Genomic DNA, 23,541 nt, shown 5'->3' with positions numbered 1-23,541 from the left:
TACAATTCATTTATGCCAGAACTCCCAGAAGTCGAAGTTACCCGATTGGGTATCCAGCCCCACATAGAGGGGCTGAGGGTTAGCGCAGTCAACATTATTGATGGCCGCTTGCGTTGGCCGGTACCGAGTAATTTGAATACCTTGCTTTCTGGTCAGAAAGTTTTGGGAATAGAGCGCCGCGGTAAATATCTATTAATAGAGTTTAATGCGGGTTACCTATTGCTTCACCTGGGCATGACTGGAACGTTGCGGGCCCTGCCTGGTAGCGATCCCCTCAAATTGCATGATCGGGTGACTTTCGAGTTTGGCAGGCTGAGTTTGCGTTTGCATGACCCCCGAAAGTTTGGTGCTGTTTTATGGCACCCCAAATCCAAGGGACCGATTGAAGGTAATGCACTTTTACAAAAATTGGGAGTTGAGCCTTTTTCATCCGAGTTTGCGGGTGAGCTTGGTACTGAGGTTCTTTATCAGTGTTCACGTAAACGTAGTGTTGCCGTGAAGCAATTTTTACTGGCAGGGCAAGCAGTAGTGGGTGTGGGCAATATCTATTGTTCTGAAAGTTTATTTGAGGCAGGTATTCATCCGGCAAAAGCTGCTGGAAAACTCACGCGTCCACAATGCTCTAGGTTGGCGACTGCGGTGAGATTGATTTTGAAAAAAGCGATTGCTGCAGGCGGTAGTTCTTTAAAAGACTTTGTGAACAGCGAAGGTGACCCAGGGCATTTCATGGTGCAAACCAAAGTCTATGATCGTAAAGATCAGCCATGCAAGGTGTGCAAGACGCCGATTAAACAAATAGTGCAAGGCCAGCGCTCGACATACTTTTGCCCCCAATGTCAGAAGCGCTGATCAAGCACTTTGCTACTAAGCTAATAGCTTGGCATGGCAAGGACGGACGCCAAGGCTTGCCATGGCAAAGTATTCGAGATCCCTATGCGGTATGGGTTTCTGAAATCATGTTGCAACAAACTCAGGTAGCTACGGTTCTAGAGCGCTACCCACGCTTTATGAAACGTTTTCCGACAGTAAGGGAATTGGCTGCTGCACCACTAGATAATGTCTTGGCAGAATGGGCGGGGCTCGGCTATTACACGCGTGCTCGTAATCTCCACGCTTGTGCCAAGCAAGTGATGGAAGAGTTTGGGGGCAAGTTTCCCAATGACCCAGTCTTACTCGAGCAGCTTAAGGGTATTGGTAGATCTACAGCAGGCGCTATAGCTGCATTTGCATTTCATGAGCGGGCACCAATTTTGGATGCAAACGTTAAGCGAATATTGGCACGATTGTTTGGTGTAGATGGCGCCATCCAAGAAAAAGCAGTAAACAACGATTTATGGCAGCTGTCTAAAACATTACTCCCTAAAAATACTTTAGATATGCCGGTATATACACAGGCTTTGATGGATTTTGGGGCTACCTGGTGCACCTCTCGTAAGCCTGTATGTTTGAGTGAGGCAAGAAAATGCCCGTTTGAAAAAGAATGCCAGGCCAATCTTAGTGATCAGGTTTTACTCTTGCCTCGCAAAGTCATCAAAGCAAAATCCCCTGAATTTAATTGCGATATGCTGTTACTCCGCCAAGGTGATTCAGTATTGCTACAAAGGCGCCCTGAAAAAGCTATCTGGGGCGGACTTTGGTCCTTACCTGAATCTATTTGGAGGGCCAAAGAAAAAAACTCTCAATCTTTGGATAATGCAGTCCATTTGACTGCGAAGGAATTATTCACGCTTGTGCTGCCAGATGAAAAGATCTCTGGCGCCTTAAAGGGTTGTCATTCAATTGAGCGGGGACTTGAAATTAAACATGTCTTCACGCATCGTCGTTTATGGATGCAGATCTGGCATGTGACTTCAGACTTTACTGTGAAATTCGCTAGCGATAACTTGAAGTGGGTGCCTTTGCGTCAGCTAGGAAAATATGGCTTACCTCAACCGATCAAATTACTGTTGCAGGGATTGAGTCTAGCTCGCGGTGACGACTTAAGAAATTAATTTGGAGTGCTGCCAAATCTTTTTGTGGCAGAAAATGCGCAATGATGCGGCTTACAAGATAAACCGAGCGATGCTGTCCACCAGTACAGCCGATAGCGACAGTAAGATAGCTGCGACCATCTGCAATGTAGTGAGGCAACCATTTTTCAATAAATTGAATAATGTCATTTTCCATACTGACTACTTCAGGAATTTTTTCCAAGAATTCGCGAACTGGCTGATCTTTGCCAGACATCGGGCGTAAGACTTTGTCATAGTGCGGATTAGGCAAGCAGCGAACATCAAACACGAGATCAGCTTCACTGGGTAAGCCTTTTTTAAATCCAAAAGATTCAAAAATAACGGTGAGTCCTTGAGGCTTGTCTTTCAGAAGATCCTGAATCCAGGAGCGTAGGGCATGAGCAGGTAGATTGCTGGTATCAATACTGTGTGCTTGATTGCGCAGAGGTTCTAAGAGATTACGCTCTTTATCAATAGCCTCGATCAGGGTGGCAGCTTGGGTTTGTTGAGTTTTTCCAGAGAGTGGATGGCGTCTGCGAGTTTCGGAGAAACGCTGGATCAGCGTATTGGTATCAGCATTGAGGAAAACAATTCGCACCTGATGGTTGCGCCTCAGATTTTCTAAAATCTGAGGAAGCTCTGCAATCGACTGACCGCGACGTGCATCAATAGCTACTGCAACACGTTCACTTTTTTCACCCTCTAATGTAGTGATGAGGTTTTCTAGAAGGGTGACTGGAAGGTTATCAACGCAGTCATAACCTGCATCCTCAAAGGCTCTCAGCGCAACTGATTTACCTGAGCCAGAGATGCCGGTAATCAGATTAATCTGCATATTAAATGAGGCGACCTTGAGATTTTGAAGACTCTGCTTCAGCATTCATTTGCGAACGCTGACGTTCCATAAACTCTTTTAGAGTATCGATACCTCGTAGCTGCAAAATGGTGTTGCGCACAGCAGCTTCTACGAGAACGGCCAAGTTGCGACCTGCGGCCACCTGAATTTTGACAGTTCTAATGGCGACACCTAATACATCAATATGTTGGGTTTCTAAAGGCAGGCGTTCAAACTCACCATCATTGCGGCGAACCAATTGGACTATTAGGCGCAATTTTAATTTCCGACGTACGGCCGTTTCACCAAAGATTGTGCGGATATCCAATAAGCCCAGTCCACGAACTTCCAAGAGATTGCGCAGGATCACAGGGCAGCGACCCTCGATATAGTCTGGTCCGAGTCGAGCAAAGTCTACCGCATCATCAGCTACCAAACCATGGCCACGAGAAATCAGCTCTAAGCCTAATTCGCTTTTGCCTAAGCCGGACTCACCCATGATCAACACTCCTAAGCCCAGAATATCCATAAAGACGCCGTGCATCGTAATCTGGGGTGCGCCAATCTTAGTGAGGTAGGTACGAAGGTGATCAATCACCTCAGCAGCTGATATGGCTGTTGTAAAGAGTGGAGTAGAGGATCGTTGGCAGAACAGTTGTAGAGCGGCATCAGCTGCTTTACCGTCGGCCACAATAACGCAAGGCGGCATTTTAGAAATGAGGTCGAAGATTTGCCCTTCTCGCTGCTGCGTTTCAAGTTGAGCATGGTAGTTAATCTCCTGCTCACCAAAAATCTGAATACGACTTGGATGAATGAGATTTAAGTGGCCCACTAGGTCTGAGCTGGCTGCTGCAGCTTTAACAGCCTCTGGCGGAAATCGTCTGTCTGCACCTTCTAGTCCACCAATCCAAGATAGCTTTAGTTCTGAGACATTGTCATCAAAGATCTGCTGAGCGGTAACCCCTTCTAGGAGTAGAGGCTGAGTGGTCAAGTTGAGCCCCACGTTTGTAGGATTTCACACACCTTCTCTGGACTGCCCTCCGACGCAAGTAGCTTACGGGTATCCTGATCCGATAGGAGCTGTGCAATCGAGGACAAAATTTCTAAATGTTGCTGAGTTGCTTTTTCAGGAACAAGTAAAAAAATGAGGATAGATACAGCCTCTCCATCAGGTGCGGCAAATTCAATCGGCTCTTGTAGTTTGACGAATGCGGCGATCGGTTGTTTTAGGCCCCTTACGCGACCGTGCGGGATGGCAACACCGGCGCCTAGTGCGGTAGAGCCCAAGTCCTCGCGTGCATTTAAAAAACCAACAATAGCCTCCGCTTCAAGACCTGCTTGTTTGGAGAATAACTGCCCTACGGCCGCAAATGCCTCAGTCCTATTTTTAGAAGGACTATTTAAGGCAATACGGTCTAAAGCGAAAAGATCGGTCAGGGCATTCATATCACTTGATTATAGGTGTCCTGATGCTAGAGATTACTCAAAATGTTTTTCGTGGTGATGATCTTGAATTTTTTCTTTGTGCTTTACAACTTGACGCTCAAGTTTATCTACTACTGCATCCATAGCGTGGTAGAGGTCAGCGTTATGAGCCTCGGCGAAGAGTTCCTTACCTTTGAGATGAATGGTGATCTCGGCTGCTTGACGAAGATCTTTTTCTTTAGCGTTATCGACAATCAAAAATGCAGTGGCATCTAAAACGTGGTCAAAGTGCTTGCGAATTTTTTCTAAACCAGCCTCAAGGTGGGAACGCATGGCTGGAGTAACTTCAACATGTCGGCTATTAATTTTCAAATTCATCAGCTGCTCCTATTCATAGTAAAACAAAATGCGTGCGCAAATAATTACTCGGGGCGCGCAGTAGACCCCTGTAATGTTGTACTTGTTTATACGGAAATGAACTTCATGAACCTCCAGCGTATCAGCGATTTTGCTGAAAACCAAGGGGGCAGATCATGTTTATTTAATAAATACTCAAAAATCTCAGAATATTTACATGCGGAAGTTTTCGCCTAGATAGACTCTTCTGACGGCATCATTCTCGATAATTTGGTCTGGCTTGCCTTCCGCCAGAACGCTACCTTCGCTGATGATGTAGGCGTGGTCACAAATCCCCAAAGTTTCTCGAACGTTATGGTCAGTGATGAGTACGCCAATTTGGCGGTCTCTTAAGAAGCGCACAATCCGCTGGATCTCTCCAACCGCAATTGGGTCAACGCCAGCAAATGGCTCATCTAGCAAAATAAACTTAGGCTGGGAGGCTAGTGCTCTAGCAATCTCAACGCGACGACGCTCCCCACCAGATAGGGAGAGAGCGGGGTTATCGCGCAGATGGCTGATTTGGAGCTCACCCAAGAGCTCATCTAAGCGATGCGCTATATCGGCCTTACTTAACGGTTTTCCACCTTGCACTTGCAACTCTAATACGGCTTGAATATTTTCAGCCACATTCAGCTTTCTAAAAACAGAAGCCTCTTGTGGGAGGTAGGATAGGCCCATACGAGCTCGTTCATGAATGGGTAGGCGCGTAATATCAGTGCCGTCTAAAACAATGCCTCCACCATCCAAAGGAACCAGGCCAACAATCATGTAGAAAGAGGTTGTTTTGCCAGCCCCGTTTGGTCCTAAGAGTCCTACTACTTCTCCGCATTTCACCTCTACCGATACATCTCGAACTACTGTGCGAGATCCATAGCGCTTTTGAAGGTGTTGGGCGCTTAAGGTTGCTGGTTTTTCAGTGCTACTGGAATTCGTGGTCATTTCTCTAGTGTAGCTTTTCTTCTTGGTGAAAGGATGGCTCTAGCTAGTGGCAAGTCTTCTGCTTTGGCATTAGCAGGCGGCGAGACTTGATAGCGCTGCTGAACATCATCGTAGTCAATTTTCCAGCCATGTAATTGATCTAGCATTTGCATATTATGAAGACGCTTCAAGCTGGCATCACCAGTCAATGTGAGTAGCTCAGTTTTTGCATTGTAGGTAACCGTTTTGCCCCGACCTTGCATAAATTCATTAGCTGGTCCTTCGCGTCTTTGTCTAAAGCTGGCGGTAGATTCCGAGTTACCCTGAACATCAACGTATTCATAACCCTCGGGGTCGACTTTGATATTACCCTTAGCGCCAGTAATTAAAATACTGCCTTTGATTAAGAGTACTTCACCATCAAGCTCATAAAACTGTTGTACGTCGTTCACAGAAACTTTTTCCGCCTCCAAGACGATGGGTTTGTCTTGATCTGCTTTTTCAGCATGAGTAGTAAGACAAGTTCCCACTAGCGCAAACGCCATGAGCAATTTTTGCAATAGTTTCATTGCTGCGCCCCAGGTTGCACACGTTCGATACGACCTCTTACCTGCCCAGATAAAACCATACTTTGTTCGATGTTATTAAATACGCCGCCATCGGTTGAGTGCATCACAGAAACCCCTTGTTCCAGCGTAATGGGTTTATCCGTTTTGATAATGTCATCATTAATGAGTACTTTGAAATAAGAAGAGCGCGCCAGCATCCGCGGTCTTGCAGGCTCACTTGCCGAAGCAGCTTGTTGCGGTCGAAATATTTCGGCGTTATCAATCAGGTCCAAAATTGTTAGGTCGCCATCTAAATGGCCCTTGTCTGCTTTGACGGTCACCGGTGACTTTTCAGGCGGGAACAGGCGTATACGCGGTGTCTCAATATCGATTGAAGCATCATCATCGTAGTGAATCACTTTCTTGCCTAGCACACGATATTTAGTATCACCGGATTCATTGAGGGCAGATAAGGCGCCATTGCTAATAGTGTAGTCAGGCTCATGAAGGCGCACACGTTCAATTGCCGATTTTTCTGCCGGTGCATTTTTCTTAACTAACCAGAACGTGACGAGAGTGAGCGTGCCCATCAGAAGTAAAGGCATAAGACGTAAGGATGTACGCCAGATGCTCAGTTTGATTTTTTGGGTATTCAGTTCCATTGCAAGTTGACCTTAAGCGCGCGCCTGAGCGAGTAATTCCTCATAACGATTTTGCGCCTTCAAGATCAGATCACAGACTTCACGTACCGCGCCACTACCACCAGATCGAGTGGTGACAAAGTGAGCTATTTCTTTCACAGCGTCATGCCCTTGTGCTGGGCATATCTTGAAGCCTGCAGCCTTCATCATTTGAAAATCAGGCCAGTCATCACCCATAACAGCGCAGTCGGATGACTTCAGTCCAAGTGATTGCAAAATCTTTTCTAGGGCTGCAGCTTTATTTTCAACGCCCATGTGTACGTGCTTGATGCCGAGCTCATCGCAACGAGCCAAAACCATTTTGGAGCTACGTCCCGTAATGATCGCTGTCGGGATAGCTATTTTTTCTAATAACTTGATTCCCAAGCCATCCTGAATATCAAAAGCCTTCAGGGACTCTTTGCCATTTTCACCAATAAAAACTTGGCCATTGGTCAAAACACCATCAACATCTAGGACGAGAAGCTTGACCGTCCCAGCACGATCCCAGGCCTGTGGATATTGACTCAAAGGATTGGTGTTGTGAGCGTGAAAGGCGGTTGGCATGTGAGTGGGTCAATCATGAATAAAAAAGTGGAAGGCTTAAATGACTTTGGCAGCAAATAAATCATGGAGGTTGAGTGCCCCAAGTAATGCTCCTGCAGTATCAGTTACAACTAAATGATTGATGCGATGCTTTTCCATCATCTCGATAGCCTCTTCTGCTAATAACTCGGGCGGAATTGTGCGCGGCGCCGAAGTAATTGCTTTTTCTAAAGTGAGACCATCTAAATTGGTGCTTTTCTCAAGCAAGCGACGTAAGTCACCATCTGTAAAGATGCCGGCAACTTTATTTGCTTTATCTAGAGTAACCACCATACCCATACGCTTGGCAGTCATCTCGAGTAAGGCATCTTGTAAGGAAGCGGAGATTGCAATCTTAGGAGTCTCATCAAAGCTACGCATGACTTCGCTGACATGCATGAGCTGTTTGCGACCCAAGCGGCCGCCTGGGTGTGAGCGCTGAAAATCTTCAGCCTGAAAGCCACGAGCATCCAGAAGGGCAACAGCAAGGGCATCACCCATAGCGAGGGCTGCAGTTGTGCTGGTGGTTGGGGCAAGATTAAGCGGGCAAGCTTCCTTCTCAACACTGGTATCTAAATGGGCATCCGCTAGCTTTGCCAGAGAGGAGTTTGGTGCGCCAGTTAGCGCAATGAGTTTTGCTCCAGTGCGCTTGACTATCGGCACGATAGTCAGTAGCTCATCAGTCTCACCGGAATTAGAGAGGGCAACAAAGACGTCATCACGAGTCACCATCCCTAGATCACCATGACTAGCTTCCGCGGGGTGAACAAAAAAAGCGGGGGAACCTGTAGAGGCAAATGTGGCGGCAATCTTGCGAGCGATATGCCCTGATTTACCAATTCCAGAGACAACGATGCGGCCTTTGCAAGAATGGAGCAGATCAACTGCCAATACAAGGGCATCAGCGTCTGCACCTTCAAGGCGATCGCGCATTGTGTGCAGTGCTGCAGCCTCGATTGTGAGGGTGTCGCGTGCAAGCTTTAGGGTTCGGTCACGAGTCTTAGCTATCATGGGGTGAGTATATGCCGTCAGTCCTTCAGTTAACTCTCATCTTGCTGGCCTCCGCAGTGGCCGGAGTGGTTATTTTCCGCTATTTTGGGCTACCCCCTATTTTGGGCTATCTAGCCATTGGCGTCCTTATTGGGCCACATGCCCTTGGTTTGGCCAATGATTCCGCCACAGTCAAGTATTTAGCTGAATTTGGCGTGGTTTTCTTGATGTTCTCAATTGGCCTGGAATTCAACCTCCATAAGCTTCGAGCCATGCGGACTATCGTATTTGGCTTAGGCGGCAGCCAGGTCATTTTGACCATGCTCCTAGCGGTCCCAGCCAGTTTGCTGATGAACTGGATTTACCCTATTTCTTGGCAGGCTGCTATTGCACTGGGGGGTGCCTTAGCGATGTCCTCTACAGCTATCGTTACCAAGCTCATTTCTGATCGCTCTGAAATTGAAACAGAACATGGGCGCAACATCATCGGCATTTTGCTCTTTCAGGACTTGGCGGTAGTTTTCCTGTTGATTTTGTTGCCCTCGCTTGGCAAGAATCCTGGAGACCTATTTTTAGCCCTGACTGCAGCATCAATCAAGATCACGGTAGCTCTGGTACTTATTTTTGTTATTGGCCAAACCTTGATGAGTCGTTGGTTCGGTTTGGTTGCCAAATTGCGGTCTCAAGAATTGTTCATGCTCAACCTCCTATTGATTGTTTTGGGGATGGCGGGACTGACTGAACACTTTGGCTTATCGCTAGCCTTAGGGGCTTTCTTGGCCGGGATGTTAATTGCCGAAACACCCTACCGCCATCAAGTGGAGGAGGACGTTAAGCCATTCAAAGATGTGCTCTTGGGTCTTTTCTTTATTACCGTTGGCATGCTATTAGATTTTGAAGTGATTTATCAACAATGGATGCTGGTTTCACTCTTATTAATTGGCCCATTGATTTTTAAGTTTGGCTTAATTGCTTTATTGTCCCGTGCTTTCGGTTCAAGTCCTGGCATTTCTATTCGGACGGGTCTATGTTTGGCGCAGGCTGGTGAATTCGGTTTCGTACTCTTAAATCAAATTGATGGTTTGGATTTAATTGATCCCGCTTTGAGTCAGGCAGTATTGGCGGCAATGTTGCTGTCGATGTTTGGTGCGCCTTTCTTAATTCAATATAGCGATCGTATCGCGATGCGTTTTTCTAGCAATGAGTGGTTATTACAATCGCTGGCACTGACACGTGTTGCGGCAAAAAGTGTCCGCACAGAAAATCATGTGGTCATTTGTGGCTTTGGTCGTTCAGGCCAAAGCTTAGCCCGCATGCTCGATCAAGAAAAAATTCCTTACATTGCATTAGATATGGATCCTGATCGCGTAAAGGAAGCTGCCGCTGCTGGAGATAACGTGGTCTATGGTGATGCTAGTCGAGAAAATTATTTAGTTGCAGCAGGGTTGGCGAGAGCCAAGGCAGTAGTAATTACTTATGCAGATACACCAGCTAGCTTCAAAGTACTGCATCAAGTCGAGCACTTACGTCCTGGTATGACGGTATTGGTGCGCACTAAAGATGATGCAGATTTGGCCAAGTTACAAGCAGCTGGGGCGACCGAGGTGGTGCCAGAGTTGATTGAAGGTAGCTTGATGATGGCATCCCACGTCTTACTGATCATGGGTGTGCCTATGCGTAAGGTGGTGCGTCGCATTACTGGCGCGCGTGAAGCTCGTTACAGCCTTTTGCGCGGCTACTTCCGCGGCGTTAATGATGAGGTGGACACCAAGGAATCATGGCGCTTGCACTCAGTTACTTTATTGCCTGAGTCAGCCAGTATTGGACAAACGCTTGAAGAGTTGCATCTTGACAATGAAGGTGTAAGCGTCCAGGCAGTCAGACGAAAAGTGGATGGCTCTGACTACGTCAAATTGGCACTCACCCCAGACTTGCGTTTGCAAGCCAACGATATTTTGGTGCTGTCAGGCAATTCAGAGGCGACTGATTTAGCCGAATCTAAATTGCTCGGATGACGTCATTCAGCTGACTCAGTAGAATTACTTTTTCTTTTTAGTAGGCGCTGGTTTGCGAATTAGCAGTGGTGCCAAGTAGTGGCCGGTAAAGCTAGCCTCATTCTTCGCAACCTCTTCGGGTGTACCAGTAGCAATAATCTGCCCACCACCTGCACCGCCCTTAGGGCCTAAGTCAATAATCCAATCTGCCGTCTTGATCACATCTAAGTTGTGCTCAATAATGACAATCGTATTGCCTTGTTTCTTGAGGGTTTGAAGAACAGTCAGTAACAACTGAATGTCATGAAAATGTAAGCCCGTAGTTGGCTCATCTAAGATGTAGAGTGTCCTGCCGGTATCGCGTTTGGAAAGCTCTAAAGAAAGTTTGACGCGTTGCGCCTCGCCACCAGACAAAGTCGTGGCACTTTGGCCTAACTTCACATATCCTAATCCAACATCGAGCAAGGTTTTAAGTTTTCGCTTGACGATTGGAACGGCTTCAAAGAATTCATGGGCTTGTTCGATGGTCATCGACAGCACCTCATGGATATTCTTGCCTTTGTAACGAATGTCTAAAGTTTCGCGGTTGTAGCGTTTGCCGTGACAGACATCGCAAGGAACGTATACGTCCGGTAAGAAATGCATTTCTACTTTAATAACGCCATCACCTTCGCAGGCATCACAACGACCACCTTTCACATTGAAAGAAAAGCGTCCTGCTTCATAGCCACGCTCGCGTGCAGCAGGCACACCACAAAAGAGTTCTCTGATCGGTGTGAATAATCCAGTGTAAGTAGCTGGGTTTGAGCGTGGGGTTCTACCAATCGGAGATTGATCTACGCTAATGACCTTGTCAAAATTTTCCAGGCCCTTAATCGCATCATGCGCTGCTGGTTCGGCATTTGAACCATAGATGTGTTGCGCAACCGCATGGTGCAATGTGTCGTTAATCAGTGTCGATTTTCCAGAGCCAGATACGCCAGTGACACAGGTTAATAAACCGACAGGAATCTTGGCGTGAACGGATTGTAAGTTGTTGCCCCGTGCGCCAATAATTTCTAAAAACTTGTCATTTACTGGAATGCGTTTTTCAGGAACGGCGATCCACTCCCGACCTGATAAATAGGCGCCTGTTAAAGACTTTGGATTAGCTTCGACTTCTGCAGGAGTGCCTTCAGCTACCACTTCACCGCCGTGCACTCCAGCACCAGGACCAATATCAATCACATAGTCAGAGGCGCGGATCATATCTTCATCATGCTCAACCACCAGAACGCTATTACCCAAGTCACGTAAATGCTTCAGAGTACCGATGAGTCTATCGTTATCACGCTGATGCAATCCAATGGAGGGTTCATCCAATACATACATGACACCAGTCAGGCCAGAGCCAATCTGTGATGCCAGGCGAATACGCTGAGCTTCACCACCAGAGAGGGTATCTGCACTGCGCTCTAGTGAGAGGTAGTCTAAGCCGACATCGTTTAGGAATCGTAGACGTGAACCAATTTCTTTCACAATCTTATCGGCGATTTCTCGTTTAGCACCTTTGAGTTCTAAGGATTCAAAATATTCTTTGGCTTCTTTCAAGGGGAGTGCGCTGATTTCATAAATTGCGCGTGATTGCTTACCATCACCCACTTTGACAAAACGCGCTTCTTTACGCAAACGACTGCCACTGCATGATGGGCAGGTCTGTACATTTTGATAACGTGATAATTCTTCTCGAACGGTTGCCGAGTCCGTCTCGCGATAGCGGCGCTCAAAATTAGCAACAATGCCTTCAAAGGCATGTTGACGAACGCTATTTTTGCCACGTTCATTGATGTATTCGAATGGAATGGTGACATCACCAGAACCAAACAAAATCAAATCTTGTTGTTTCTTGCTGAGGGTCTCGAAGGGTTTCTCGACATCAAACCCGCCATGCTTGGCGAGTGTTTGTAAGAGCTTGAAGTAAAACTGATTACGACGATCCCAACCTTTAATTGCGCCAGAGGCTAGCGATAGATCAGGGTGAGCAACAATGCGCTTCGGATCAAAGAAGGATTGATGACCTAAGCCATCACAAGTAGGACATGCGCCCATCGGATTATTAAAAGAGAAGAGGCGCGGCTCAAGCTCTTGTAATGAATAGGAGCAAATTGGGCAAGCAAACTTACTAGAGAAAATCATCTCCTTGCCGGTATCCATATTGACGATCATGGCTTTGCCGTCAGCAAGACGTAGAGCAGTTTCAAAAGATTCTGCTACACGCTGCTGAATATCTGGACGCACTTTAATGCGATCTACGACCACTTCAATTGAGTGCTTGTCATTCTTCTTTAATGCCGGCAATTGATCTACTTCAAAGATCTCTGCCTTGGCTGTATTGGTTGTTCCTCCACCAGAGCGCACACGAAAGCGGACAAAACCTTGCGCCTGAAGGTCTTGGAATAAGTCCACGAACTCACCTTTACGCTCGCTAACCACGGGAGCTAAGATCATGAGCTTAGTGTCTTCTGGCATAGCTAAAACGGTATCGACCATCTGAGAGACGCTTTGCGCTTCTAATGGAAGATCGTGATCTGGGCAATGCGGGGTTCCGGCGCGTGCGAATAACAAACGCAAGTAATCATGAATTTCTGTGACCGTACCCACGGTCGAACGCGGATTATGGCTAGTCGCTTTTTGCTCAATTGAGATCGCTGGGGATAGCCCTTCAATCGTATCAACATCAGGCTTTTCCATCAGCTGTAAAAATTGGCGGGCATAAGCAGATAAGGACTCTACATAGCGACGCTGACCCTCGGCATACAGAGTGTCAAAAGCCAACGAGCTTTTGCCTGAGCCAGATAGGCCGGTCAAAACGACCAATTTCTCTCTAGGGATATCTAGATTGATGTTTTTGAGGTTATGGGTGCGGGCACCGCGGATCTTGATTTCGTTATTCATGATTTTTTAGCGTAACTTGTTAATATAGCTCTTTCCCATGAATCCTTCTGAACTTCGCTCCGCTTTAGCCTTGGCAGGCATCTTTGGCCTCCGAATGCTAGGCCTTTTTCTGCTTTTGCCTGTCTTTAGCATCCATGCCAAAGACTTGCCTGGAGGCGACCAAGCGTTCCTAATAGGGTTAACACTGGGCATTTTCAATATTGTTCAGGCCTGCTTCCATATTCCTTTAGGTAGGCTTTCTGATCGAATCGGTCGAAAAAAAGTCGTTTTATGGGGTCTGTCCTTATTTGTTGCCGGAGCATTGATTTGCGCAGCAAAGGACGATTTGCTTTGGATCGCCATTGGGAGGGGCATCATGGGCGCTGGAGCAATTTCTGCAGCAGTCTCTGCTTGGGTTGCTGACCTCACTCGGGAGCAAGTGCGCAGTCAAGCCATGGCCTTGGTCGGCGTAAGTATTTCATTATCGTTTGCTGTTTCGCTGGTTGTTGCTGCCCCGCTTTATCGCATGATTAGCTTAAGCGGGATGTTTTTAGTATTGGCAATCTTAGGCGCCATAGCGATGTTAGTAGCTTATTTTGTATTGCCAAATAACAAGCCTGAAGTGTATGCACAACAAGATTCACTGAAGCAGGTATTTCTGCGCCCAGAGCTCATGCGCCTCAATCTGGGCGTGTTTGTTTTAAACGCCACCCAAGTGGCTATGTTTTTAGTAGTGCCGCGCCTATTAGAGCAAGCGGGATTTCCGCTGAGTGCACACTGGCAAGTTTATCTTTCAGTCGTCTTACTCTCTTTTGTGTTTATGGTTCCACTCTTGATATACGGTGAGAAAAAACAACGTATACGAATTGTTTTATTAATAGCGATCGTTCTTCTGATTATTGCTGAAATCATCTTTACACAAGCCTCATCCGTGATGCTGATTGCAGTGGCACTGCTGGTTTACTTTGTAGGCTTTAACCTCCTGGAGGCGCTGCAACCCTCATTAGTAACTCGTTATGCAAAAGAATCCAAGGGAACTGCTCTGGGCGTTTACAACACTACCCAGTCGATAGGCCTCTTTACAGGTGCCGCTATTGGGGGTTGGTTAATGGATGCCCATGGTAATTTATCGGTCTTTGTCATGGGTGCAGCATTGCTTTTGTGCTGGCTTATAATTGCTTGGTCGATGCGCGAATTACCTGCAAAAGTAGTGGATTCAAAGGATTTAACTGCAAAGGCATAGTTGTAGCTTTACTGATTCCATTTATTTTTTTAGCTACATTTCAGATTTAATTAATCGTATTATTTTTCTTCGGGAGACAGCATGGCTTCGGTAAATAAGGTCATCATCGTAGGTAATGTAGGACGTGATCCAGAAACGCGTTATATGCCAAGTGGCGACGCAGTAACTAATATTTCAGTAGCGACATCAGATCGTTATAAAGATAAGCAGTCTGGCGAAATGAAAGAAACCACAGAATGGCACCGTGTTGCATTCTTTGGAAAACTTGCAGAGATCGCTGGTCAATATCTCAAAAAAGGTTCACAGGTTTATGTAGAAGGTCGTTTACGTACACGTAAGTGGACTGATGCTAGTGGCCAAGAAAAATACTCCACTGAGATCGTTGCAGAAACAATGCAAATGCTGGGTGGCAAGCCAGTCGGTGGCAGCGGTGATGGTGGTGAAAGTTACAGTCGCTCAAAGCCGGTTGAGAATTCTGCGCCAGCATCGTCTAATGCGGCATCCCTTGGCGCAATGGATGACGATATTCCGTTTTAAGGATTGCGTTTTTTGCCTAAGATAAAAAGCCCTTCAAGAAGGGCTTTTTGTTTTACTGCTGTTTTTGTTACTGCCTTGCATGGCGAATATTTTCCGGCCAAGGCGAATTATGATCAGTGCGGAAGGGATTGATATCGAGCCCACCACGTCGGGTGTAGCGCGCGTAGACAGAGAGCTTTTCTGGTTTGCACTGGCGTTTGATATCGGTGAAGATAGTTTCAACACAATGTTCGTGAAACTCACCCAATTGCCGAAAGCCGATGAGATAGCGCAGTAAGCCTTCTTCCAAAATCGGACGGCCTTGATAACGAATTTGCACACTAGCCCAATCTGGTTGACCGGTTACCGGGCAATTGGATTTGAGCAAATGGGAAACCAGGCATTGCTCGATTGGTCCAAAAGATTCATTAACTTCAAGCAAGGTGGGGTCTGCAGATAAGTTTGGATCTATCTCGATATCCAGGCGGTCCATCAGAACGCCACTCATCTCCTGCATTCCTTTTTTGGCAACTGCTTCAGTTGGATTAATTCGGGTAGCAATCTTGCTGCCCGCCACTGCGGATAAATCAGTGATCAATCGTTCTCGAACTTCCGCTTCATCTTCAAAGCGAGCGCTATTAAAGCTATTGAGGTAGAGCTTAAATGATTTAGATTCAATCATGTTCGGCGAATCGGCTGGAACCTGAAATTCTGCTAAGGCAATCTGAGGCTTGCCTTTTTTATTTAGCCAGCTCAGTTCAAAGGCGTTCCAAATATCGACGCCTACAAAAGGCAAGGCTTGATTTGGTTTGATATCGAGCTTAAGGCGATTCTCGGAACGGGCAATCGGGAATAGTAAGCTTGGATCATATTGATCAGGGTAGGGTGTTGCTTGACCAAGCGAAAGTGTGGACATTAGTTTTTAGGCTTATTGGATACGCCAGATACCACATGACCAGTCGGCGCTACTGAAGCAGCAGATTGGCAGTGACCCGTTTGATCATCGAAGAAAAAGTCTGGCTCGAACTCACGGAGGAATTCGCTTTTGGAAAGTCCGCCAAGGAACATGGCTTCATCAACATCAACACCCCAGGCCATCAGTGTGCGAATAGCGCGCTCATGTGCAGGTGCAGAGCGAGCGGTTACTAAAGCAGTACGAATGCGCATCCCTTTCTCGCTAGTGGTGCGCTGCAATCGATGGAGTGCCTCTAACAAAGGTTTAAATGGGCCCGGCGGCAGAGGGATCGCAGCTTTTTTGCTTTCATGATCTACAAAGGCTACCAAGCCTTCACTCTGAAAGACTTGTTCAGCTTCATCAGAAAAGAGAACGGCATCTCCGTCAAATGCAATACGGATTTCATTGGGGTGTGATTCTGCAGTTTTGCTAGATTCTGGATAGACGCGAGCTGCAGGAAAGCCTGCATCAATTGTGGCACGTACATCATCTTCATTTGCAGAGAGAAATAGGTTGGCATGTAAAGAGCGCAAGTAGTGATAAGGTGGACGCCCTCTGGTAAATACACCGCGCTCTAAATGAAGACCATGATGTTCGGCTGAGCGGAATACGCGTAAGCCACTAACCGGGTCATTGCGAGAGAGAATCACCACCTCGACACGTTGCTCACCCTCCTCATTAAAGGCTAGCAACTTTTTTACCAATGGAAAAGCAACGCCTGTTTGAGCAGCTTTAGATAGGCGCTCTAATTGCAGCTTCATATAGGCGCTGTCATCGGTGGATTCGAAGATGCGATTCTCTTCCTCAAAATCAAATAGTGCTCGCGATGAAATCGCCACAACGAGTTTTCCGGTAAGTGTGTATGACATTGCGAATTACATCTTATTTGAGAAACAGGCGATAAGCCGGGTTATCGGTTTCATTCCAATGCGGATAGCCAAGCGATGCTAAAAAACTTTGAAATTTCTTTTGCTCATTTTTAGGCACTTGTAAACCAACAAGGATGCGGCCATAGTCTGCACCATGATTGCGGTAATGGAACAGGCTGATATTCCAGTTTGGCGCCATACTCGTGAGGAACTTCATGAGTGCACCTGGGCGCTCCGGAAATTCAAAGCGGTAAAGCAACTCATCTTGGGCGAGGGTTGAGCGACCACCCACCATGTGGCGTAAGTGAGACTTTGCTAGCTCATCATGAGTCAGATCAATTGTTGCAAACTTTGCTTTACGGAAATGCTTTGCAATCGTGCCGCTATCACTCGCCTTTTGTGTTCCGATGCCGACAAAAATATGAGCTTCACTTTGATCAGCAATGCGATAGTTAAATTCAGTGACATTGCGATTGCCGAGTAATTCACAGAAGCGCCGAAATGAGCCTCGCTCCTCAGGAATAGTTACAGCAAAAACAGCTTCGCGGAATTCACCAACATCGGCACGCTCTGCGACAAAGCGCAGGCGACTGAAATTCATATTGGCACCGCAAGCAATCGCTACCAATGTTTTCTTCTTTAGGCGATGCTTGTCTACATACTTTTTCATACCTGCAATAGCTAAAGCGCCAGCAGGCTCTAGAATGCTGCGGGTATCTGTAAAGACATCATTGATCGCAGCGCAGATTTCATCGGTATTTACGGTGACGATGTCATCAACTACGCGTTTACAAATACGGAAAGTTTCTTTGCCAACCAACTTTACTGCCGTACCGTCTGAGAAAAGACCTACATCTTTCATCTCGACGCGTTTGTTGGCTTCAAGTGACCTTCTCATCGCATCCGAGTCAACGGATTGAACGCCGATCACTTTAGTCTTGGGGCTGACCGCTTTGACATATTCCCCAATGCCAGCGATTAAACCGCCACCACCAATAGCTACAAAAATGGCATCAATTGGCTCTTGATGTTGCTGAAAGATTTCCAAGGCAATCGTACCTTGCCCTGCAATCACATCAGGGTCATCAAAAGGGTGAACAAAGGTTAGCCCTCGTTTTTTCTCTAAAAGCTCAGAGTATTTAAAGGCATCACTATAGGATTCACCATGCAAAATCACTTCTACCCAAGAGCCCCCGCGAGCTTTGACGGCATCAATTTTGAGGCTGGGTGTGGTGAGTGGCATCACGATGACTGCTTTGCACTTCATTTTGGCTGCCGCTAGAGCAACGCCTTGGGCATGATTGCCTGCTGAAGCGGCAATTACTCCCCTTTTTAGGGCTTCTGAGGGTAAGTGGGCCATTTTGTTATAGGCGCCACGTAATTTAAATGAGAAAACCGGCTGGTTATCCTCCCTTTTGAGCAATACTTGATTGCCTAAGCGCTTTGTGAGTTCGGGCGCTACTTGGAGCTCTGTTTCCCTAGCTACATCGTAGACTCGAGCCGATAAAATTTTCTTTAAATAGTTCGTTGCCATGCGATGAGCGTACCATGAACGGGCTCTAAGCCCTTAGATTTGAAGGGGTTTATCGCCCCAAGCCAACATCTTTATTGGTTTCCTGCCAATATCAATGTCCCTCAATTAAAATGCATATTTACCAAATATGACGCTATGAACGCCCCATTAGCTTTGAACCAGTTGTTGGATGCCGAAGCGGGCTCACCCCGCCTCCGCGAAATTCCCTATAACTACACCTCCTTTTCCGATCGTGAAATCGTTATTCGCTTACTGGGCGAGGAGTCATGGCGCGTTCTGAATGATTTGCGTGGGATTCGCCGCACTGGTCGCTCAGCTCGCATGTTGTTCGAGGTGTTGGGTGATATCTGGGTAGTTCAACGTAACCCTTTCTTGCAAGATGATTTATTGGATAACGCCAATCGCCGTCAGTTATTAATTGACGCTTTATGGCATCGCCTTGGCGAAGTCAAAAAAAGATCTAGTGGTGAATCGGTGGAGCAAGTTCAGGTTTTACTGAATGCTGCACATCGCGCAGTTGAGAGTTTTGAGCAGGGCTTTAAAGAGGTGGCGGAGATTCGCAAGCGTGCTCGGAAAGAGCTTGGTCGTATCACTGCTACAGATAATATTTGTTTTGATGGTGTCTCACGTGCAGCGCATGTGACTGATGCGACTGATTGGCGCGTTGAGTTTCCATTGGTTGTTCTTAAACCTGATTACGAGTCTGAGATCCCTGGCCTTGTGAAAGCTTGTATTGCCTTGGGTTTAACCATTATTCCGCGTGGAGGTGGTACTGGTTATACCGGTGGCGCTATTCCTCTCTACGCTATGTCGGCAGTGATTAATACTGAAAAGCTTGAGCAAATTGATGGCGTCAAGGCAAAGCGTTTGCCAGGTGTAGATCATGAAGTTTCAACTATCTTTACTGGTGCCGGTGTAGTTACACGAAGAGTTGCAGATGCTGCAGAGCGCTCTGGTCTAGTGTTTGCGGTTGATCCTACCTCTGCCGATGCAAGTTGTATTGGTGGCAACATTGCCATGAATGCCGGTGGTAAGAAGGCGGTCTTATGGGGTACTGCATTAGATAACTTGGCCAGCTGGCGCATGGTGGATCCAGAAGGTAATTGGCTGGACATTGAGCGCCTTGATCACAATTTAGGAAAAATTCACGTAGCAGAAAAAGTACGCTTTAAGCTGACTTGGTCTGATGGTGCGGGTGAGCCAGGTAAACATGTTCTCAAAACAGAAACGCTAGAGGTAGAGGGTAAGCGCTTTCGTAAAGAGGGCTTAGGTAAGGATGTCACTGATAAGTTTTTATCAGGTCTGCCCGGTGTTCAAAAAGAAGGTTGCGATGGATTAATTACGAGTGCTACTTGGATTTTGCATCGCATGCCTAAATTCATGCGGACTGTTTGCTTGGAGTTTTTTGGTCAGGCGCAAGAAGCTATTCCAAGTATTGTAGAAATCAAAGCCTATCTCGATGGCTTGAGTAAGAATGGTGGTCCAATTTTGGCCGGTTTAGAGCACTTGGATGATCGGTATCTGAGAGCGGTCGGTTATTCCACTAAATCCAAGCGCAATGCAATGCCTAAGATGGTATTGATTGGTGATATTGCTGGTGACGATGAAGAGGCTGTAGCAGCTGCGACTAGCGAAGTTGTGCGTATGGCTAATAATCGTGTGGGTGAAGGTTTTGTGGCGGTTAGCGCTGAGTCGCGTAAAAAGTTTTGGTTAGATCGTGCGCGTACTGCAGCGATTGCTCGCCACACCAATGCTTTTAAGATTAATGAAGATGTCGTGATTCCATTGCCACGCATGGGGGAGTACACCAACGGTATTGAGCGTATCAACATTGAGCTCTCCCTCAAAAATAAGCTACAAGTTTTAGATGGCCTCAAAGCTTTCCTTAAAAAGAGTGCCCTGCCACTTGGCAAAAATGATGAAGACTATGAAATTCCCAGCGCTGAAATTTTGGGTGACCGCGTACAGCAAGCTCTTGAACTGATTGAGAAGGTACGGGCGCGTTGGTCAGATTGGCTGACGCAGATGGATGTTTATTTCCCAGACCTACAGAATTACAGTTTGCGGGCTTCATGGAAAACAGAAGTGCGCGCTGAACTCAGAATCATTTTTGGCGGCCTAGCATTTGAGCCTATCCTCAATGAACTGGAATCTATTCATAAAAATATTTTACGTAAGCGTGTATTTGTAGCGCTACACATGCACGCTGGTGATGGTAATGTGCATACCAACATACCGGTGAATTCGGATGACTATGAGATGTTGCAAGATGCTCATCGCGCTGTCGATCGGATTATGAAATTAGCTCGCTCATTAGACGGTGTGATTTCTGGTGAGCATGGTATTGGTATCACTAAGCTTGAGTATCTGACTGAGGCTGAGCTTAAGGATTTCCGCGCCTACAAAAAGCGTGTGGATCCTGAGGGTCGCTTTAACAAGGGCAAGTTAATGCCGCATGCGGATCTTAGCATTGCCTATACTCCAAGCTTTGGTTTGATGGGTCATGAATCCATCATCATGCAGCAAAGCGATATTGGCGCAATTGCTGATAGCGTCAAAGATTGTCTTCGTTGTGGTAAGTGCAAGCCAGTCTGCTCCACACATGTACCACGTGCTAATTTACTGTATAGCCCACGTGACAAAATTTTGGCAACCTCCTCTTTAATCGAAGCCTTCTTGTATGAAGAGCAAACGCGTCGTGGCGTATCGATTCGTCATTGGGAAATGTTTGATGACGTTGCAGCACATTGCACTGTATGCCATAAGTGTTTAACGCCTTGCCCTGTCAATATTGATTTTGGTGAGGTCTCGATGAACATGCGTAACTTGTTGCGCAAGATGGGGCAGCAACGCTTTAATCCGGGAACGGCGGCATCGATGCTGTTCTTAAATGCTACCGATCCAGATACTATTAATCTAGTTCGTAAGACTATGATTGGATGGGGTTATAAGCTCCAGCGTTTGGGTAATGATGTGTTCCGTAAGTTCGCGCGTAAACAAACTGCTCACCCACCCGCCACGGTTACGAAGCCGAATATTAAAGAGCAGGTCATTTTCTTTGTAAATAAGAAAATGCCTGGCAATCTGCCGAAGAAAACTGCTCGTGCACTCTTAGATATTGAAGATGCGAATTACGTTCCGATTATTCGAGATCCAAAAACAACGTCCGCGGATACTGAGGCAGTGTTCTATTTTCCGGGTTGTGGTTCTGAACGATTGTTCTCGCAGGTAGGTTTAGCGACGCAAGCAATGCTTTGGAATGTGGGCGTGCAAACAGTATTACCTCCGGGCTACCTCTGCTGCGGCTATCCACAGCGTGGCAATGGCGATTTTGATAAAGCGGAAAAGATGATTACGGACAACCGCGTTCTCTTTCATCGTGTAGCCAATACCCTAAATTACTTAGATATCAAGACTGTTGTGGTGTCATGTGGCACTTGTTATGACCAGTTAGCGGGTTATCAGTTTGAACAGATCTTCCCTGGTTGCCGCATTATTGATATTCATGAGTATTTACTGGAGAAGGGTGTCAAGCTGTCGAATGTGACCGGTGTGAAGTATATGTATCACGATCCATGTCACTCACCAATGAAATTGCAAGATCCCCTCAAGACTGTGAATGAGTTAATTCAGTCAGAGGATGGCAAAGCTATTCAGAAGAATGATCGATGCTGCGGTGAATCTGGAACTCTTGCGGTAACACGTCCAGATATTTCAACTCAGGTGCGTTTTCGTAAGCAGATTGAAATGGAGAAGGCTGCCAACGAATTACGCAAAGATGACTTTACTGGTGATGTCAAAGTCCTCACTAGCTGCCCATCTTGTTTACAAGGCCTCACTCGCTTTGATGCGGATAGTGAGACCACCGCCGATTACATCGTAGTTGAAATGGCGCAAAAATTATTAGGCCCTGATTGGATGCAAGATTACGTTGCTAAGGCAAATCAAGGTGGTATTGAGAGGGTATTGGTTTAATGATTCCAACTAATGTTGTAGTACATCAGCAGTCAAAAGTACTTGAGCTCACTTATGAGAATGGCAATACCTTTCGCCTACCTTTTGAATTTTTAAGGGTGGTGTCTCCTTCGGCTGAAGTCCAAGGCCATGGTCCTGGGCAGGAGACTCTGCAAACTGGTAAGCGTGAAGTGCTGATAGCGAATATTGAGCCAGTAGGCCACTACGCTCTGAAGCCTTCGTTTTCGGATGGACATGATTCTGGTTTGTATTCTTGGGATTACCTACAATTTTTATGCGAGAACCAAGATGCATTATGGAAAGAGCACTTGGATAAACTCGCCGCTGCTGGTCTAGATCGTGATGCGCCGATGAGTGTTGCCGGTGGTAAATCCTGTGGCAGTCATTAACCGTCATTTCAATTAAGCAAAGAAGAATATGAGCAAGACCCATTTTGGATACCAAAGCGTTGATGAAGCTGAAAAAGCGGGTAAAGTCGCCGAGGTATTTCATTCTGTAGCGAGTAAATATGATGTGATGAATGATTTAATGTCATTCGGACTACATCGCTTATGGAAAAAAGTCACGATTGCTCGTGCTCAAGTGCGCCCCGGTCAAAAAGTATTGGATATTGCTGGTGGTACGGGTGACCTAGCTGCTGCCTTTGCGCGTGCAGCAGGCTGGGGTCATAACCCTGAAGCGCAAGTGTGGTTAAGTGACATCAATGCATCCATGCTGGGAGTTGGCCGGGATCGTCTTCTCGATCAGGGAATGGCTTTACCCTGCGTTCAGTTCGATGCGGAAAAAATTCCTTTCCCGGCGAATCACTTTGATGTGGTGACAGTAGCGTTTGGCTTGCGAAACATGACTCATAAAGATGTTGCTTTGGCAGAAATGCTCAGAGTAATTAAGCCTGGTGGTCGAGTATTGGTGCTGGAGTTCTCGAAACCGGACGCTTTTTTAGGGCCGATTTACGACACCTATTCATTTAAGGTGTTGCCTTGGCTGGGAGAAAAGATTGCTCAAGATTCTGAGAGCTATCGCTACTTGGCCGAATCTATTCGGATGCACCCAGATGCTGAGGCCCTTAAAGACATCATGCTGGGAGTGGGTTTTGACGAGGTAGATACCCATAGAATGACTGGGGGTATCGTTGCACTGCATATTGGTATTAAATACTAGTGAATTTGTA

At 46.5% G+C, this 23,541-nt stretch carries 21 protein-coding genes; 8 read left to right on the top strand and 13 right to left on the bottom strand.

The genetic code is table 11. The features are described 5' to 3' along the window. Window positions 1–12 precede the first annotated feature (12 nt). Together mutM and mutY are read left to right on the top strand one after the other, a co-directional pair. Window positions 13–849 (top strand): bifunctional DNA-formamidopyrimidine glycosylase/DNA-(apurinic or apyrimidinic site) lyase, encoded by an 837-nt coding sequence (gene mutM / locus ICV89_RS10030; protein ID WP_215308506.1) that lies wholly within the window; start codon window positions 13–15, stop codon window positions 847–849. Continuing rightward, window positions 834–1,991, top strand: coding sequence for an A/G-specific adenine glycosylase (gene mutY, locus ICV89_RS10025; protein ID WP_215308505.1), 1,158 nt, complete (start codon window positions 834–836; stop codon window positions 1,989–1,991). Before mutM ends, mutY begins: the two co-directional genes overlap by 16 nt. Here the strand turns inward: mutY and rapZ are convergent. From rapZ to ICV89_RS09980, 9 genes are all read right to left on the bottom strand, one after another. Next, the gene (gene rapZ, locus ICV89_RS10020) at window positions 1,936–2,826 is read right to left on the bottom strand and encodes an RNase adapter RapZ (RefSeq protein WP_215308504.1); all 891 of its coding nucleotides are present in this window, start codon (window positions 2,824–2,826) and stop codon (window positions 1,936–1,938) included. The two genes, mutY and rapZ, sit on opposite strands and share 56 nt — an antisense overlap. Before the next feature lies 1 nt (window position 2,827). Continuing rightward, window positions 2,828–3,817, bottom strand: coding sequence for an HPr(Ser) kinase/phosphatase (hprK, locus tag ICV89_RS10015; RefSeq protein ID WP_215308503.1), 990 nt, complete (start codon window positions 3,815–3,817; stop codon window positions 2,828–2,830). Then, window positions 3,814–4,272, bottom strand: coding sequence for a PTS sugar transporter subunit IIA (locus ICV89_RS10010; RefSeq protein WP_215308502.1), 459 nt, complete (start codon window positions 4,270–4,272; stop codon window positions 3,814–3,816). Before ICV89_RS10010 ends, hprK begins: the two co-directional genes overlap by 4 nt. Before the next feature lie 33 nt (window positions 4,273–4,305). Further along, window positions 4,306–4,629, bottom strand: a complete 324-nt coding sequence (gene hpf, locus ICV89_RS10005; protein ID WP_215308501.1) for a ribosome hibernation-promoting factor, HPF/YfiA family — start codon at window positions 4,627–4,629, stop codon at window positions 4,306–4,308. A gap of 192 nt (window positions 4,630–4,821) precedes the next feature. Next, on the bottom strand, window positions 4,822–5,589 hold the full coding sequence (gene lptB / locus ICV89_RS10000) for an LPS export ABC transporter ATP-binding protein (protein ID WP_215308500.1): 768 nt from the start codon (window positions 5,587–5,589) through the stop codon (window positions 4,822–4,824). Next, window positions 5,586–6,137 (bottom strand): lipopolysaccharide transport periplasmic protein LptA, encoded by a 552-nt coding sequence (gene lptA, locus ICV89_RS09995; RefSeq protein ID WP_215308499.1) that lies wholly within the window; start codon window positions 6,135–6,137, stop codon window positions 5,586–5,588. The genes lptB and lptA overlap by 4 nt, the downstream gene beginning before the upstream one ends. After that, window positions 6,134–6,778 (bottom strand): LPS export ABC transporter periplasmic protein LptC, encoded by a 645-nt coding sequence (lptC, locus tag ICV89_RS09990; RefSeq protein ID WP_215308498.1) that lies wholly within the window; start codon window positions 6,776–6,778, stop codon window positions 6,134–6,136. The genes lptA and lptC overlap by 4 nt, the downstream gene beginning before the upstream one ends. Before the next feature lie 12 nt (window positions 6,779–6,790). Next, on the bottom strand, window positions 6,791–7,363 hold the full coding sequence (locus tag ICV89_RS09985) for an HAD family hydrolase (protein WP_215308497.1): 573 nt from the start codon (window positions 7,361–7,363) through the stop codon (window positions 6,791–6,793). Between the two features lie 36 nt (window positions 7,364–7,399). Then, window positions 7,400–8,392, bottom strand: coding sequence for an SIS domain-containing protein (locus tag ICV89_RS09980; protein ID WP_215308496.1), 993 nt, complete (start codon window positions 8,390–8,392; stop codon window positions 7,400–7,402). An 11-nt stretch (window positions 8,393–8,403) separates the two neighbouring features. Between ICV89_RS09980 and ICV89_RS09975 the strand changes: the two genes are divergently transcribed. Beyond that, complete coding sequence (locus ICV89_RS09975) at window positions 8,404–10,386, top strand: monovalent cation:proton antiporter family protein (RefSeq protein ID WP_215308495.1); 1,983 nt, start codon at window positions 8,404–8,406, stop codon at window positions 10,384–10,386. Window positions 10,387–10,410: 24 nt separating this feature from the next. Here the strand turns inward: ICV89_RS09975 and uvrA are convergent, their stop codons facing one another. After that, the gene (gene uvrA / locus ICV89_RS09970) at window positions 10,411–13,299 is read right to left on the bottom strand and encodes an excinuclease ABC subunit UvrA (protein ID WP_215308494.1); all 2,889 of its coding nucleotides are present in this window, start codon (window positions 13,297–13,299) and stop codon (window positions 10,411–10,413) included. A gap of 37 nt (window positions 13,300–13,336) precedes the next feature. Here uvrA and ICV89_RS09965 point away from each other — a divergent pair, with 37 nt between their 5' ends. Both ICV89_RS09965 and ssb read left to right on the top strand, forming a co-directional pair. Then, on the top strand, window positions 13,337–14,521 hold the full coding sequence (locus tag ICV89_RS09965) for an MFS transporter (RefSeq protein ID WP_215308493.1): 1,185 nt from the start codon (window positions 13,337–13,339) through the stop codon (window positions 14,519–14,521). A gap of 81 nt (window positions 14,522–14,602) precedes the next feature. Next, the gene (ssb, locus tag ICV89_RS09960) at window positions 14,603–15,058 is read left to right on the top strand and encodes a single-stranded DNA-binding protein (protein WP_046330869.1); all 456 of its coding nucleotides are present in this window, start codon (window positions 14,603–14,605) and stop codon (window positions 15,056–15,058) included. Between the two features lie 67 nt (window positions 15,059–15,125). Here the strand turns inward: ssb and queF are convergent, their stop codons facing one another. The 3 genes from queF to ilvA are packed head-to-tail and all read right to left on the bottom strand — an operon-like array spanning window position 15,126 to window position 18,395. After that, window positions 15,126–15,953, bottom strand: a complete 828-nt coding sequence (gene queF, locus ICV89_RS09955; protein ID WP_215308492.1) for an NADPH-dependent 7-cyano-7-deazaguanine reductase QueF — start codon at window positions 15,951–15,953, stop codon at window positions 15,126–15,128. Next, complete coding sequence (locus ICV89_RS09950) at window positions 15,953–16,861, bottom strand: 5'-nucleotidase (RefSeq protein WP_215308491.1); 909 nt, start codon at window positions 16,859–16,861, stop codon at window positions 15,953–15,955. Before ICV89_RS09950 ends, queF begins: the two co-directional genes overlap by 1 nt. A 13-nt stretch (window positions 16,862–16,874) precedes the next feature. Further along, entirely contained in the window at window positions 16,875–18,395 is a 1,521-nt protein-coding gene (ilvA, locus tag ICV89_RS09945) for a threonine ammonia-lyase, biosynthetic (RefSeq protein WP_215308490.1), read from the bottom strand. A 135-nt stretch (window positions 18,396–18,530) separates the two neighbouring features. Between ilvA and ICV89_RS09940 the strand changes: the two genes are divergently transcribed. Genes ICV89_RS09940 through ubiE form a run of 3 tightly spaced genes read left to right on the top strand, consistent with a single transcriptional unit; the run spans window position 18,531 to window position 23,531 of the window. Further along, window positions 18,531–22,370, top strand: a complete 3,840-nt coding sequence (locus ICV89_RS09940) for an FAD/FMN-binding oxidoreductase (protein ID WP_215308489.1) — start codon at window positions 18,531–18,533, stop codon at window positions 22,368–22,370. Next, window positions 22,370–22,759, top strand: coding sequence for a gamma-butyrobetaine hydroxylase-like domain-containing protein (locus tag ICV89_RS09935; RefSeq protein ID WP_215308488.1), 390 nt, complete (start codon window positions 22,370–22,372; stop codon window positions 22,757–22,759). The genes ICV89_RS09940 and ICV89_RS09935 overlap by 1 nt, the downstream gene beginning before the upstream one ends. A gap of 28 nt (window positions 22,760–22,787) precedes the next feature. Beyond that, the gene (gene ubiE / locus ICV89_RS09930) at window positions 22,788–23,531 is read left to right on the top strand and encodes a bifunctional demethylmenaquinone methyltransferase/2-methoxy-6-polyprenyl-1,4-benzoquinol methylase UbiE (protein ID WP_215308487.1); all 744 of its coding nucleotides are present in this window, start codon (window positions 22,788–22,790) and stop codon (window positions 23,529–23,531) included. Window positions 23,532–23,541 lie beyond the last annotated feature (10 nt).

Source organism: Polynucleobacter sp. Adler-ghost, from assembly GCF_018688495.1.
Classification (GTDB): Bacteria; Pseudomonadota; Gammaproteobacteria; order Burkholderiales; family Burkholderiaceae; genus Polynucleobacter.
This window is presented reverse-complemented; position numbering and strand designations above follow the sequence as displayed.

Excerpts from the sequence above, each read along its gene's own strand:
- mutM (WP_215308506.1), top strand. The coding sequence starts at position 13 with ATGCCAGAACTCCCAGAAGTCGAAGTTACCCGATTGGGTATCCAGCCC.
- mutY (WP_215308505.1), top strand. The coding sequence starts at position 834 with ATGTCAGAAGCGCTGATCAAGCACTTTGCTACTAAGCTAATAGCTTGG.
- rapZ (WP_215308504.1), bottom strand. The coding sequence starts at position 2,826 with ATGCAGATTAATCTGATTACCGGCATCTCTGGCTCAGGTAAATCAGTT.
- ICV89_RS10010 (WP_215308502.1), bottom strand. The coding sequence starts at position 4,272 with ATGAATGCCCTGACCGATCTTTTCGCTTTAGACCGTATTGCCTTAAAT.
- hpf (WP_215308501.1), bottom strand. The coding sequence starts at position 4,629 with ATGAATTTGAAAATTAATAGCCGACATGTTGAAGTTACTCCAGCCATG.
- lptB (WP_215308500.1), bottom strand. The coding sequence starts at position 5,589 with ATGACCACGAATTCCAGTAGCACTGAAAAACCAGCAACCTTAAGCGCC.
- lptA (WP_215308499.1), bottom strand. The coding sequence starts at position 6,137 with ATGAAACTATTGCAAAAATTGCTCATGGCGTTTGCGCTAGTGGGAACT.
- lptC (WP_215308498.1), bottom strand. The coding sequence starts at position 6,778 with ATGGAACTGAATACCCAAAAAATCAAACTGAGCATCTGGCGTACATCC.
- ICV89_RS09985 (WP_215308497.1), bottom strand. The coding sequence starts at position 7,363 with ATGCCAACCGCCTTTCACGCTCACAACACCAATCCTTTGAGTCAATAT.
- ICV89_RS09980 (WP_215308496.1), bottom strand. The coding sequence starts at position 8,392 with ATGATAGCTAAGACTCGTGACCGAACCCTAAAGCTTGCACGCGACACC.
- ICV89_RS09975 (WP_215308495.1), top strand. The coding sequence starts at position 8,404 with ATGCCGTCAGTCCTTCAGTTAACTCTCATCTTGCTGGCCTCCGCAGTG.
- uvrA (WP_215308494.1), bottom strand. The coding sequence starts at position 13,299 with ATGAATAACGAAATCAAGATCCGCGGTGCCCGCACCCATAACCTCAAA.
- ICV89_RS09965 (WP_215308493.1), top strand. The coding sequence starts at position 13,337 with ATGAATCCTTCTGAACTTCGCTCCGCTTTAGCCTTGGCAGGCATCTTT.
- ssb (WP_046330869.1), top strand. The coding sequence starts at position 14,603 with ATGGCTTCGGTAAATAAGGTCATCATCGTAGGTAATGTAGGACGTGAT.
- queF (WP_215308492.1), bottom strand. The coding sequence starts at position 15,953 with ATGTCCACACTTTCGCTTGGTCAAGCAACACCCTACCCTGATCAATAT.
- ICV89_RS09950 (WP_215308491.1), bottom strand. The coding sequence starts at position 16,861 with ATGTCATACACACTTACCGGAAAACTCGTTGTGGCGATTTCATCGCGA.
- ilvA (WP_215308490.1), bottom strand. The coding sequence starts at position 18,395 with ATGGCAACGAACTATTTAAAGAAAATTTTATCGGCTCGAGTCTACGAT.
- ICV89_RS09940 (WP_215308489.1), top strand. The coding sequence starts at position 18,531 with ATGAACGCCCCATTAGCTTTGAACCAGTTGTTGGATGCCGAAGCGGGC.
- ICV89_RS09935 (WP_215308488.1), top strand. The coding sequence starts at position 22,370 with ATGATTCCAACTAATGTTGTAGTACATCAGCAGTCAAAAGTACTTGAG.
- ubiE (WP_215308487.1), top strand. The coding sequence starts at position 22,788 with ATGAGCAAGACCCATTTTGGATACCAAAGCGTTGATGAAGCTGAAAAA.